Below are 12,019 nucleotides of genomic sequence, written 5' to 3'. Positions count from 1 at the left end.
CGACGGCATGGACCGACTCATCCTGGTACTGGGAGCCACCGGTTCGACCGGACGACGGGTGGCCGGCCGGCTCGCGCAGCAGGGCCACCCCGTCCGGCGGGCGTCGCGCAGCGGCGACGTGCGGTTCGACTGGACCGACCGCGACACGTGGCGGCCGACCCTGGCCGGCACCCACGCCGTCTACCTGATGGCCCCGCACGAACTCCCGATCGACCCCGCCTTCGTCCACGAGGCCGTCGACCAGGGCGTCCGCCGGATCGTCCTGCTCTCCAGCCGCGGCATCGAGGAGATGGGGGACGAGCGGCTGCTCGCCGCCGAACGCGACCTGAAAGCCTCGGGCGCCGACTGGACGATCGTGCGCGCGGACTGGTTCGACCAGAACTTCGACGAGGGCTTCTTCCGCCCCGCCGTCGAGGCCGGGGCGCTGGCCGTCCCCCTCGGCGACACCCCGCAGGCGTTCGTGGACGCCGACGACATCGCGGCCGTCGCCGCCGTCGCCTTGACCACGCCCGGCCACGAAGGCCGCACCTACGAGGTGACCGGGCCCCGCGCGCTGAGCTTCGCCGAGGCGTTCGCGCTGATCGGCGAGGCGGCCGGACGCCGGCTCGCGTTCGACGGCACACCGGACGGCTACCGGGCGCAGCAACGGGGTCTGGGGATGCCCGCCGAGCAGACCGAGGGCGAGATCGCCGCCTTCGCACGGCTGCGACCCGCGACCACCACCGAGGCCGTTCCCGAGGTGACGGGTCGGACGGCGATCGACTTCGCCGACTACGCCACGCGGGTCTGGGGCCCCGTGCGGTGAGTGGACCGTTCGGTGCGGTGAGCTGCGCCGGGCGGGCTAGTCGGTGATCAGTCGCGCTGTAGGGTCCGCGCGCAGCTTGCCGAGGGTCGCCACGGCCCGGTGGCCGCGCCGGTCCAGCTCCTTCGCGTCGATCCAGCCGTGCGCGAAGTACCGGTAGTCCTGGGCGAGCTTGACCAGTTCGGCGAGGTAGTCGGCGGAGCGGCGACGCCGGTCCTCGTCGAACGACGCGAGCAGCGGCAGCTGGGTGTCCACTACCTCGTCCAGCATCCGCGCCGCCTTCAGCGCGCGCTTCGTGCGCCTGCGCCGAGCACCCACCCACTGTCCGATCACGTGCACCTCACCGCAGTCACGCAGCCCCCGTCGCTGCGTGAGTCGGAATCGACGGCCCGAGCGTTACCGCTTCGTTCCCCCACTCGCGCGGGTTCACCGGTAGGGCGACCACCGGGCCCTGGTATCGCCGACCCGCAGCGCCGCCAGCCGCCCGCGCAGCTCGTCGCGCACGTCGGGGTGGCTGCGCAGGATCGGCAGCACGCTGGTGGTCAGCTTGAGCTCGCGCACGTCGCGCAGCACCGGGAAACCCGCCCACCGCGTGACGTCGAACCCGTACACCCGGACCAACTGCCGGTGCCACCGCGCCGGGTGGCCGAACCGGGCGACGCCGACCGGCAGCGTGCTCAGGTCCCACTCGCGCGGGCCGAGGCTGGTCGAGTCGAAGTCGCAGAGCACCGGCCCGGCGGGGCTCGGGATGAGGTTGCCCAGGTGGGCGTCGCCGTGCACCACGCCCTCCGGCAGCGCGGTCGCCAGGCCCGCCAGCCGCTCCGCCAGCACCGCGACCCGCTCCTCCAGGAAGACCCGGTCCGACGTCGACAGCTCCTCGGCGTCCGCGATGCGCCCGCGCACGTCGTCCAGCGGCGACCAGCGCGGCAGGTCGAACGGCGGTGCGGGCAGCGAGTGCAGGCGGCGCAACAGGTTCCCCAGGTCACGGCCGTCGACCGGCGGGCCCGAGGACGGCACCGAGTGCCAGATGGTGGCCTGGTGCTCGCCGATGGTCAGGGGCTGCGGGAACTCCTCGACCAGGCGCACCGCGGGCACGTCGTGGGCGGCCAGCCAGCGGGCCACCCGCACGACCTTCGCGGCCCGGTGCCGCAGACCCATCGACCCGACGATCCGGACCACGACCCGGTCGGCGGGGAGGTCGAACACGGCGTTCGAGGTGAACTTCACCAGCCGGGCGTCCCGGTGCGCCAACCCGAGGTCGCCGCAGATCCGCTCCAGCACGGCGGTCAGCGTGGCGGGGGTGAACCTGCCATCCAGCGCGACGCCCAGGGTCAGGCCGCGCTGTCCGTGCCGGTGAACTTGGCGACGCGGTCGGCCAGTTCACGTGCGTCCGGGTTGTTGCGGCGCTTCTCCGCCTCGGCCTGCAACGGCATCATGCGGTCCTTGGTGCGCACCGACTTGAGGCCCTCGGACAGGTCGATCGCCTGCTTGCCGACCCGGGCGCCGTGGTCGATGTCGCCCTCCAGCAGGTGGTTGATCGACAGCGAGGTCAGGTTGAACGAGCGGCTGCGGCTCATGTCCTCGCCGAAGCCGTTGATGGCCTTGGACAGCGCCGGGATCGCGATGCGGGTGTACTTCTTCGCGTCGACGGTGAGCGCCAGCTCCGTGTGCACGGTGCCGATCATCGCCGAGAAGTCGTTGGCGTCGAAGAACTTCGCCCACGCGGGCGCCTCGCTGATGTTGGCGCGGGCGAACTCGTCGCGCGCCCGGCCGAGCAGCTTGAGCGCCTGGTCGTCGGAGCCCATCTTGGCGTAGGCCCACGCCTCGTTGGCGCACAGGATGCCGACCGCCAGCTTCGAACCGGAGTTCTGCGCCGCCAGCTGGCCGAGCTGGAACACCTTGAGCGCGTCGTCCGGCGCGTTCTGGTGCAGGTAGACGCGGCCCATCCGGTACAGGATGTTCGCGACCAGCTCCTCCTTGCGGCCCTGCTTCGCGAGCCCGAGGGCCTGGCCGAAGTGGTTGCGCGCGGAGTCGTACAGGCCGGTGTCGAACGACGTCCAGCCGGCCAGGTTGTGCAGGTCGGCGAGGGCGACGTAGAGCCTCTCCTTGACCAGGTCGGTCGCGTTGGCGCCGAGCATCTGCTGGCCCCACGAGAGCTGGGCGACGACGGCGTCGCGGCACGAGCCGCCGCCGTACTGGTAGTCCAGGGTGCGCAGTGCCCTGGTCGCGGCTTCGACCTGTCGGACGTCGGTCATGCCGATCCGGCCGGGGGCCGGTGTCTGCGCGGGCGACGATGCCCAAGACCCGGAGTCCGTGCCGAACACGGCCGCACCCACGGTGATGGCGGCGGCGTGCGCGAGGAACTTCCTTCGCTTCACCGACTCGTCCTCCTCAGACTGGGGTGCCTCCGCGGTCGCGGCCACCCGCACTGCCGTGGCCTCGTCGTAGGCGAGGCCCATGTATCCCCTGGGGACACCCAAGCCCTGGGCGATCCGGGCGAGGACGTCGTAGGCCATGACCTGACGCCCCTTCAGGATCTCCGAGACTTCGGACTGCGACTGGCCCGTCAGCGCCGCGATCTGGCGCTGCGACACGCCGTGCCGTCGGAGCAGCCGGTACACCGAGCTGATCTCGCGCCTGGCCAGCGCATCCCGCATCTCCTGCTGGTCCCAGACATCCGGCGTAACAGGAGAGCTTTGCGAACCGATGGTGTTCAATTGCGCCCCCTCACAGTCCTTTGGGCGTCATCGGCAGAGTAGGGGCACTCCCCCAAGTGCAGGAAGTACCGATCGGCGAGGCTGATCGGCCCTGCCGAACTCCACTGACCGCTCACCGTGGAACGACCACCGGCTAGCGCTGTGACGTCCCGATCCGGGTTGAATCATCGCAATCTGGGATCCGGTAAGCGAGTGAGCACGGAGAGGAACTCGGCTGTGGACCTGATCGAGCGGGCGGTGACCACCTCAGGTGGGTCGGCAGCGCGCGCCGTCGCCACGGCCGGCTCCGCCCCGGCTCCCCTGAACGTCCAGGAGTCGACCGACCTCGACTCCGGATGGCGCGGCTCGACCGGGCAGCGTCGCTGGTGGCGGATTCGCTGCAGCGACGTGGTGGACCGGGAACGCTGCCTCACCGTGTTGGTCGACCAGGGCCGCGTGGTCCTGGTCGGCCCGCCGGGTGAGACCGCGGTGCTCTCGGCCGACCAGCTCGTGCAGCTCAGGGCCGCGCTACGTGAAGCCGCCGAGCAGGCGGAAAGGTGACGGTGACGTTTCGGTGGACGAGATCCTCGGACAAGTTCTTCGCAACGCGGTGTGGGAGCGGCTGGACCTGCTCAACGAGCTGGCCAACGAGGCCGACGCCCCGTCCCTGCTCTCGGTGGCGCGCTCCGAGCTGCCCCGGCTGACCGAGGGGTGGCGGGCGCTGCTGGCCTCGCACGAACCGGACGAGAAGGGCAACTGCCCGGAGTGCTCCGGCCGGTGGCGGCAGCAGAAGAGCCCGTGCTCGGTATGGCGGGCGGCGTACGAACACCTGGTCGCGGGCGGTCTGGCCCCGCGTCCCGCTCGGCACCTGCGCTCCGCGCCGGTGACCCCTCCGGTCACCCGGTCGCGACGTGCGGCGGTGGCCCGAGCCCACTGAACGGGCGGTCCCGACCTGTCGTTCCCCCGACGCGACACGGTCGAGCACCCGCCTACTGGCCGGCGGTCCGGGACGTGCGAACCCCCGACCGCGACGAACGGACCGCCGGCCGGCTACAACTTCACGACCGACAACTCCACAAAGCATCCGCGGGCCGGTGTTGTGCACCTCCCTCCCCGACCGGCACTGGTCCGCGGGCACCACGTCGGCCCCGAATGTCTGCCCCTCCCGCGCAGACATTCGGGGCCGGTTCCACGTCCGGGCCCGACCGGGTGGTCAGCGCCGGGTGGTCAGCGCCGGGTGGTCAGCGCCGGGTGGTCAGCGCCGGGTGGTCAGCGCCGGGTGCCGGTGAGCCAGGTCAGGTGGCCGGTGAGGCCGGGCAGCAGCCGGCCGGAGAGCTCGAAAGCCTTCAACTGCCACGGGAACACCCGTTCGGCGCGGTCGCGTTCGACCACCCGGAGGATCTCGGTCGCCACCCGTCGCGGTGTCACGGTCGGGATCAGCCGGGCGATGGCCGGGATCCGCTCCTCCGCGCCGGGGTTGTTGTCGAAGTACCGGCTGCTCACCTTGCCGGGCACCACCTCGCTCACCCCGACTCCGGTGCCGCGCAGGTCCAGCCGCAGGGCGGCGGTCAGCCCGCGCAGCGCGTAGCGGGACGCGGCGTAACCGGTCGCGCCGGGCCACGGCAGCCGGGAGACCGGCGAGTTCACGTTGACGATCCGCCCGGTCGCGCGCCGCCGCATCCCGGGCAGGAACTCCCGGGTCAGGTGCATCGCCGCGGTGAACGGCAGGGCGGTCATGGCGTCGAGCTCCGCGGGCGGCGTCTCGTCCAGGAACAGCCACCGCCCCGCGCCCGCGTTGTTGACCAGCACGTCCGGCACGCCGTGTGCGGCCACGACCTCTTCGGCCAGCGCGTGGATCCGGTCGACGTCCGACAGGTCCGCCGGGATCGCGGTGGCGCGGCCGCCGAACCCGGAGATCCGCTCGACGACCGCGTCGAGCGCTTCGGCGCCCCGGGCCACCAGCACGACGACCGCTCCCCGCCGGGCGAACGCCTCGGCGGCGGCCGCGCCGATGCCCTGCGACGCGCCGGTGACCACGACGGTCCGACCTTCCACCTGCACGGGAACCCTCTTCTCCTAGGCGACCGACCGGACCCGCACGACGAGTCCGGCCGCACACAGCGTGGCCAGCGCGGACACCAGGAACAGCCCCCGGTACCCGCCCAACCCGGCCAGCACGAACGATGTCAGCAGCGGCGCGACGACCTGCGGCAGCGAGTTGGCGATGTTCACCACGCCCAGGTCCTTGGCCCGGTCGGACGCGGCGGGCAGCACCTGGGTGAGCAGCGCGAGCGCCACCGCCCAGTACCCGCCGAACCCGACGCCCAGCAGCGGGGCGGCGATGAGCGCGGCCACCCACGTCGGCCACACCGCGAGCAGCAGTGCGGCCACCGCCATCACGCCGGCGGCGGCCAGGACGAACGGCCTGCGCCGCCCGTTGCGGTCCGACCAGGCCCCGAACCAGAACGCGCCGCCGGCCAGCGCCACGCCGTAGAGCAGCATCAGCACCAGCAGGCCGTCCTCGGGCGACGGGTGGTGCACCTCGTCGCCGAGGAAGTAGAGCAGGTAGAGGGTGCCGAACGCGTTGCCGAGGTTGATCATGAAGTGGCAGCCCCAGGCCCAGGCGAAGTCCGGGTGCCGGCGCGGCGACACCCACAGCTCGCGCCACCGCAGCACCGGCCGGGCGGTCAGCCGCGCGTCGGGCGTGCGCAGCACGAACACCAGCGCGCCGAGCACGACGACCGCCGCGCACGCCAGGTAGCCCGAGGTCAGGCCGCTGACCAGCACGGTCACCACGATCGCGCCGAGCACCGTGCCGAGCATCTGGCTGATGCCGACCAGGCCGCCGACCCTGGCCCGCTGCCGCACCGGCACCCGGTCGGGCACGGCGGAGGTCAGCGCGGCGAGCATCCCGTTCAGCCCGGCCTGCACCAGGCACCAGCCGACCACCAGGACGGGCACCGACGACGCGGTGGACAGCACGGCCAGGCCGAGCGCGCCGACCAGCGCGCCGCCCAGCGTCCACGGGTGCCGCCGGCCGAACCGCGCGGTGGTGCGGTCCGAGGACAGCCCGACCAGCGGGTTCACCACCAGCGCGACCAGCGCGCCGGCCCCCGTGACCAGCCCGAACACCGCCTCCTTGGAGGTGCCGGCGAGCAGTTCGGCCTGCTGGGGCAGCAGCACCTGGATGGGCGCGTAGATGCCCAGCCACAGCCCGAGGTTGGCCAGGAACAGCAGCGCCATCCACGACCGGCGGACCGGGACGACCGGTTCGCCGAGCGGGTCGGTGTCCGGGTCGGTGTCCGAGCCGGGTGTGGCGTCGCGGGCGGTCATCGACGGATCCGGTCGCGGTACCAGGCGAACGACGAGCGGGGCGTGCGCTTCTGCGTCCCGTAGTCGACGTGGACCAGGCCGAAGCGCTGCGAGTAGCCGGCGTCCCACTCGAAGTTGTCCATCAGGGACCAGGTGAAGAACCCGCGCGCGCCGGCCCCCTCGGCGGCGGCGATGTGGCCGTCCAGGTAGGAGATCCGGTCCTGGTCGTCCACCTCGGCGTAGCTGCACCCGCTCTCGGTCACGTAGACCGGCGGCAGGTTCGGGTACCGGTCGCGCAGCTCGGCGATCACCTCGCCCAGCCCGGCCGGCACGACCGGCCAGCCGAAGTCGGTCCGGGGGTACTCGTCGATGTCCACCAGCTCGAACGGCAGCGGGTTGCCCTCGCCCGGCGCGCGCAGCCGGGTCGGGTTGTAGTAGTTGACGCCGTAGAAGTCCAGCGGCTCGGCGGTGATCGCCGGATCGCCGTCCAGCAGCGGCAAGCGGTCGGCCAGCTCCGCCGGGTAGTTGCCGGTGAGCAACGGGTCGGCGAACAGCCAGTTGTGCAGTGCCGAATAGGCGGCGGCGGCTTCGACGTCGTCCGGTCCGGCGGGCCAGGCGGGCGTGTGGTTGTTGGCGGTGCCGACGGCCCGCGCGCCGGCGGCCCGCAGCGCGCGGACCGCCAGGCCGTGCGCGAAGTTGAGGTGGTGGGCGACCGGCAGCGCGTCGTAGAGCAGGGTCTTGCCCGGTGCGTGCTCGCCGACGGCGTAGCCCTGGAGGGTGACCATCGCGGGTTCGTTGATCGGGATCCACATCGCGACGCGGTCCGCCAGCAGGTCGCCGACGACCGCCGCGTACTCGGCGAACCGGTGGGCGGTGTCGCGGTTGAGCCAGCCGCCGGTTTCCTCGACCGCGAGCGGGGTATCCCAGTGGTACAGCGTCGCGACCGGTGCGATCCCGGCTGCCAGCAAGGAGTCCACGAGGCGGTCGTAGAACCCGAGGTCGGCCATCCGGGGCCAGGCCACCGAGAACCGGTAGGCGCCGACGCCGAGTTCGCGCAGCAGGGCGACGTCCTCGGGGTGGCGGTGGTAGTGGTCGCAGGCGACCGCCCCGGTGTCGCCGCCCGGAACGGGGAACGCGTCCCAGACCGACGGCACCCGGCCGTCCTCGCGCAGCGCGCCCTCGATCTGGAACGCGGATGTCGAGACACCCCAGAGGAAACCGTCGGGCAAGGTCACGGTGCCGCCTCCCAAACATGAAATTGATTCGGATCGTAGGCGTGTTGCGCCCCAACTGGAAGTGCGGATGCCGACGAACGGGCACTATGGAACCCCGCACACCACCGACCAGGAGTCGCCGTGACGAGTTCGACCCCACTGCGCCGGCAACCGGTGCAGCAGCGCAGCGCCAAGCGCGTCGAGCGGATGCTCGAAGCCTGTGCCTCGCTCATCGAGGAGGTCGGCTACGACGGCGTGACAACGACACTGATCGCGGAACGGGCCGGGGTCGCCGTCGGCTCGCTCTACCAGTTCTTCCCCGACAAGCGGGCCGTCGTGCAGGCGCTGACCCTGCGCAACCTGGAGAAGTTCGTCCAGGCCGTGGACGCCCGCTTCACCTCGACCACGCTGGAGCACTGGTGGGACGCCGTCGACTCGATCTTCGACGTCTACGTCTCGATGCACCGCGAGGTCCCCGCGTTCAGCAAGCTGCACTTCGGCGACGTGGTCGACCTGCGCCTGCTGGACGACCGGCGGGACAACAACACCGTCATCTCCGACCGGATCGCCGAGATGATCTCGACCAAGTTCGACATCCCGCTGGCCGAGCTGCAACTGCCGATCTCGATCGCGGTCGAGGCGGCGGACGGGGTGCTGAACCTGGCCTTCCGCCGCGACCAGGCCGGTGACCAGCGCATCCTGGACGAGGCCAAGGCCCTGGTCCGCGGCTACCTCTCGACCCGCCTGCCCGACTGACCCGACCGGCCCGACTGACTCGACCGGCCCGGCTGACCCGACCGGCCCGGCTGACCCGAGCGGCCGGCCCGGGTCAGCCGAAGCACTGCCCTTCGCCCCGGTACGTGGGCACGGTCCGCGCCACCACGTCCCCGTCCACGACGTGGTAGTGCGTGAACCGCTCGGCCAGCTCGCCGGCCTTCGCGTGCCGCAGCCACACCCGGTCGCCGAGGACCAGCGAGTCGGCGGCCCGGCCGACGACCGGCGTCTGCACCTCGCCCGCGCCTTCCAGCGGCAGCAACGTCAACCCCGGCGGCAGGTGCGGCGTCGGGAGGCGGTCGGGGGTGGCCGTGCCGGAGGCGGGGTACCCGCCGGAGAACAGGGTGGCCACGTGCTTCTTCGGCCTGCGCACGACGGGCAGCGCGAACAGCGCGGCGGGCTCCGGCCGGAAACCCCGGTACCCGTCGAACAGGGTCGGCCCGATCAGCCCGGACCCGGCGGCCAGTTCGGTCACCGACTCGTCGGCCCCGGTCACCTCCAGGCTCCCGGTGCCGCCGCCGTTGACGAACTCCAGCTCCGCCACCCGGCGCACCGCCGCCACGGCCGCGCCGCGCCGGTCGACCAGCTCGGCCGCCGACCGCTTCTGCATCCACCGCACGGCGAGCCCGCGCAGCGGCCGGCCGGGCGGGGTGTCGCCGAGCCCGGCGATCTGCCCCTCGTACGCCATCACGCCCACCAGCCGGAACCCCGGCCGCTCGGCGATCCGCCCGGCCAGCGACCCGGCGTCGCGCGCGCTGTGCACCGGCGAGCGGCGCGGCCCGACGTGCAGGCCGGGCACCGGCCGCCACGACACGTCGAGCTCCAGGCACACCCGGACCTCCGGGTGGGCGGAGCCGAGCGCGGCGGTGACCAGGTCGAGGTGGGCGGTCGAGTCGACCATGATGGTGATCCGCCGGCGGGCCTTCTCGTCCCGCGCGAGTTCGCGCAGCGCGCCGTGGTCCACGGTCGGGTACGCGACCAGGAGGTCTTCGGAGACGTCCAGCGACGACAGCCACAGCGCCTCCGGCAGTGAGTAGCACATCACCCCGGCGTAACCCGGCCGGTCGAGCACTCGTTCGAGCAACCAGCGGACCCGGACCGACTTGCTGGCCACCCGCACCGGCTTGCCGCCGGACCGGCGGACCAGCTCGGCCGCGTTGTGGTCGAACGCGCCCAGGTCGACGACCGCGAACGGAGGGTCGAGCGCCTTCGTCGCGCCGTCGAGGCGGCTACGGGGTTGCATGGGCCTACGGTACTTGAAAGGTGAATTCCTTTCACCTACGGTTCGTGGACCAGCTCACACCGGAGGTGTCATGGGTACGCCGTGGACCAACTGGGCCCGCACGGCGACCGCGTCCCCGCACCGGGTGGAGCACCCGGCGAGCGCGGACGAGATCGCCGACGCCGTCGCGGCGGCCTCGCACCTGCGCCCGCGCGGCAGCGGCCACTCGTTCACCGGCATCGCCGTCGCCCCCGGAACCGCGCTCGACCTGGACCGCTGGACCGGCGTCACCGAGGTCACCGGCACCCTGGTGACGGTCCGCGCCGGCACCACGCTCCGGCAGCTCAACGCCCTGCTGGACACCCTCGGCCTGGCCCTGCCCAACCTCGGTGACATCGACGCGCAGACCATCGCCGGTGCCACCGCCACCGGCACCCACGGCACCGGCGCGAAGCTCGGCGGCCTGGCCACCCAGATCACCGCGCTGCAACTGGTCCTGGCGAACGGCGAGCAGGTTCGCTGCTCGGCCACCGAGCGCCCCGACCTGTTCGCCGCCGCCCGCGTCGGCCTCGGCGCGCTCGGCGTGATCAGCACGATCACCCTGCGCTGCGTGCCCGCGTTCGTGCTGCACGCCCGCGAGACGCCCGGCCGGCTCGACGCGGTCCTGGCCGAGTTCGACCACCTGACCTCGGTGGAGGACCACGTCGAGTTCCACTGGTTCCCGCACAGCGACGACGTGATCGTCAAGCGCAACAACCGGGTGGACGAGCCCGCCGCCCCGCTGTCGAAGCTCCGCCGGTTCTACGAGTACGAGGTGCTGGAGAACGGCGCGTTCGGCCTGGTGTGCCGGGTCGCCAAGACCTTCCCGACCACCACCCGGGGCCTGAACCGGTTGTGCGGCAAGCTGATCTCCGAACGGGTCTACCGCGACGACTCGCACCGCGTGTTCGTCACCCCGCGCCGGGTGCGGTTCGTGGAGTCCGAGTACGCGATCCCGCGCGAGGAGCTGCACGGCGTGCTCACCGAGCTGCGCAAGGCGGTCGCCAAGCTGGACCACGGCGTGATCGTGCCGGTCGAGGTGCGGGTCGCGCAGGGCGACGACATCTGGCTCTCCACCGCGAACGGCCGCGACAGCGCGTACATCGCCGTGCACCAGTACCTCGGGATGCCCTACCGGCAGTACTTCGACGCGTTCGAGAAGATCGCCACCGCCGTCGGCGGCCGGCCGCACTGGGGCAAGCTGCACACCCGCACCGCCGCCGACCTGGCCCCGGCCTACCCGCGCTTCGCCGACTTCCGGGCCCTGCGCGCCGAGCTGGACCCGACCGGCAAGTTCGCCAACGACTACCTGGACCGGGTGCTCGGGAAGGCGTCGGCGACCGGCGTCGACCCGGAGACCAGCTCGTAGGTGCGCCCGGCGGTGTCCGGCCGGCGCAGCAGCTCCGCGACCACCGCCGCCACGTCCGCGCGCGGCACCGACCCGCGCAACGGCTCCTCGGACACCTCGACCAGCCCGGTGCCCGGGTCGTCGGTCAGCCGGCCGGGCCGCAGGATCGTCCACGCCAGGGCCAGTTCGCGCAGCCCGTCCTCGGCCGCGCCCTTGGCCCGCAGGTAGGCGTCGAACACCTCGTCGCCGGTCACCCGGCCGATGCCGGTCGTGCTGATCTGCACGAACCGGGGCACCTCGGCGGCCAGGGCGGACACCGCGAACTGCTGCGCCGCGCCCCGGTCGACGGTGTCCTTGCGGGCCACGCCGCTGCCGGGGCCCGCGCCGGCCGCGAACAGCGCGGCATCCGCGCCGCCCAGCACCGCGGCGAGTTCCTCCGCCGTGGTCGATTCGAGGTCGCACAGCACCGGCTCACCGCCGGCCGCGCGCACGTCGCCGAAGTGCGAGGGGTTGCGCACCAGCGAAACCACCTGATCACCTCGCCGGGCGAGCAGCCCGGTCGTCAGCAGTGCGATCTTGCCGTGCCCACCCGCGATCACCAGACGCATGGGC

Annotated in this window: 13 protein-coding genes; 5 read left to right on the top strand and 8 right to left on the bottom strand. The window is 72.7% G+C overall.

From position 1 onward, the window contains the following. Positions 1-7: 7 nt before the first annotated feature. Positions 8-805, top strand: a complete 798-nt coding sequence (locus BN6_RS00220; protein ID WP_041311500.1) for an SDR family oxidoreductase — start codon at positions 8-10, stop codon at positions 803-805. Positions 806-841: 36 nt separating this feature from the next. On the opposite strand, the gene BN6_RS00215 is transcribed toward BN6_RS00220, so the two are convergent. The 3 genes from BN6_RS00215 to BN6_RS00205 all read right to left on the bottom strand — a co-directional run bounded on the left by BN6_RS00215 (position 842) and on the right by BN6_RS00205 (position 3,459). After that, positions 842-1,135: a hypothetical protein gene (locus BN6_RS00215; protein WP_015097490.1), complete on the bottom strand. Its 294-nt coding sequence runs from the start codon at positions 1,133-1,135 to the stop codon at positions 842-844. 93 nt (positions 1,136-1,228) lie between these two features. Then, positions 1,229-2,083, bottom strand: coding sequence for an aminoglycoside phosphotransferase family protein (locus BN6_RS00210; protein ID WP_015097489.1), 855 nt, complete (start codon positions 2,081-2,083; stop codon positions 1,229-1,231). 50 nt (positions 2,084-2,133) lie between these two features. After that, positions 2,134-3,459, bottom strand: a complete 1,326-nt coding sequence (locus tag BN6_RS00205) for a helix-turn-helix domain-containing protein (RefSeq protein WP_041311494.1) — start codon at positions 3,457-3,459, stop codon at positions 2,134-2,136. A 252-nt stretch (positions 3,460-3,711) separates the two neighbouring features. Between BN6_RS00205 and BN6_RS00200 the strand changes: the two genes are divergently transcribed. Next, on the top strand, positions 3,712-4,059 hold the full coding sequence (locus BN6_RS00200; RefSeq protein ID WP_015097487.1) for a hypothetical protein: 348 nt from the start codon (positions 3,712-3,714) through the stop codon (positions 4,057-4,059). Positions 4,060-4,072: 13 nt separating this feature from the next. Next, the gene (locus tag BN6_RS00195; RefSeq protein ID WP_041311488.1) at positions 4,073-4,435 is read left to right on the top strand and encodes a hypothetical protein; all 363 of its coding nucleotides are present in this window, start codon (positions 4,073-4,075) and stop codon (positions 4,433-4,435) included. Positions 4,436-4,767: 332 nt separating this feature from the next. On the opposite strand, the gene BN6_RS00190 is transcribed toward BN6_RS00195, so the two are convergent. The 3 genes from BN6_RS00190 to BN6_RS00180 are packed head-to-tail and all read right to left on the bottom strand — an operon-like array spanning position 4,768 to position 8,045. Then, positions 4,768-5,559 carry an SDR family NAD(P)-dependent oxidoreductase gene (locus BN6_RS00190; RefSeq protein ID WP_015097485.1) on the bottom strand — a complete coding sequence of 264 codons (792 nt, stop codon included), beginning with the start codon at positions 5,557-5,559 and terminating at the stop codon, positions 4,768-4,770. Positions 5,560-5,574: 15 nt separating this feature from the next. After that, on the bottom strand, positions 5,575-6,831 hold the full coding sequence (locus tag BN6_RS00185) for an MFS transporter (RefSeq protein WP_015097484.1): 1,257 nt from the start codon (positions 6,829-6,831) through the stop codon (positions 5,575-5,577). After that, positions 6,828-8,045 (bottom strand): glycoside hydrolase family 1 protein, encoded by a 1,218-nt coding sequence (locus tag BN6_RS00180; RefSeq protein WP_015097483.1) that lies wholly within the window; start codon positions 8,043-8,045, stop codon positions 6,828-6,830. Before BN6_RS00180 ends, BN6_RS00185 begins: the two co-directional genes overlap by 4 nt. Positions 8,046-8,165: 120 nt before the next feature. Between BN6_RS00180 and BN6_RS00175 the strand changes: the two genes are divergently transcribed. Beyond that, entirely contained in the window at positions 8,166-8,780 is a 615-nt protein-coding gene (locus tag BN6_RS00175) for a TetR/AcrR family transcriptional regulator (RefSeq protein WP_015097482.1), read from the top strand. 73 nt (positions 8,781-8,853) lie between these two features. Here BN6_RS00175 and BN6_RS00170 read toward each other — a convergent pair whose 3' ends face one another. Next, the gene (locus BN6_RS00170) at positions 8,854-10,041 is read right to left on the bottom strand and encodes an amino acid deaminase/aldolase (RefSeq protein WP_015097481.1); all 1,188 of its coding nucleotides are present in this window, start codon (positions 10,039-10,041) and stop codon (positions 8,854-8,856) included. Between the two features lie 70 nt (positions 10,042-10,111). Here BN6_RS00170 and BN6_RS00165 point away from each other — a divergent pair, with 70 nt between their 5' ends. Continuing rightward, positions 10,112-11,428 carry a D-arabinono-1,4-lactone oxidase gene (locus BN6_RS00165; RefSeq protein ID WP_148302666.1) on the top strand — a complete coding sequence of 439 codons (1,317 nt, stop codon included), beginning with the start codon at positions 10,112-10,114 and terminating at the stop codon, positions 11,426-11,428. Here the strand turns inward: BN6_RS00165 and BN6_RS00160 are convergent. Further along, entirely contained in the window at positions 11,365-12,015 is a 651-nt protein-coding gene (locus tag BN6_RS00160) for an NAD(P)H-binding protein (protein WP_015097479.1), read from the bottom strand. The genes BN6_RS00165 and BN6_RS00160 overlap by 64 nt on opposite strands. Positions 12,016-12,019 lie beyond the last annotated feature (4 nt).

The organism is Saccharothrix espanaensis DSM 44229, from assembly GCF_000328705.1.
In the GTDB taxonomy this organism is placed as follows: Bacteria; Actinomycetota; Actinomycetes; order Mycobacteriales; family Pseudonocardiaceae; genus Actinosynnema; species Actinosynnema espanaense.
The sequence above is the reverse complement of the archived record's forward strand: the minus strand, read 5'-3'. Positions and strand labels throughout refer to the sequence as shown.

Excerpts from the sequence above, each read along its gene's own strand:
- BN6_RS00185 (WP_015097484.1), bottom strand. The coding sequence starts at position 6,831 with ATGACCGCCCGCGACGCCACACCCGGCTCGGACACCGACCCGGACACC.
- BN6_RS00165 (WP_148302666.1), top strand. The coding sequence starts at position 10,112 with ATGGGTACGCCGTGGACCAACTGGGCCCGCACGGCGACCGCGTCCCCG.
- BN6_RS00170 (WP_015097481.1), bottom strand. The coding sequence starts at position 10,041 with ATGCAACCCCGTAGCCGCCTCGACGGCGCGACGAAGGCGCTCGACCCT.
- BN6_RS00220 (WP_041311500.1), top strand. The coding sequence starts at position 8 with ATGGACCGACTCATCCTGGTACTGGGAGCCACCGGTTCGACCGGACGA.
- BN6_RS00205 (WP_041311494.1), bottom strand. The coding sequence starts at position 3,459 with ATGCGGGATGCGCTGGCCAGGCGCGAGATCAGCTCGGTGTACCGGCTG.
- BN6_RS00160 (WP_015097479.1), bottom strand. The coding sequence starts at position 12,015 with ATGCGTCTGGTGATCGCGGGTGGGCACGGCAAGATCGCACTGCTGACG.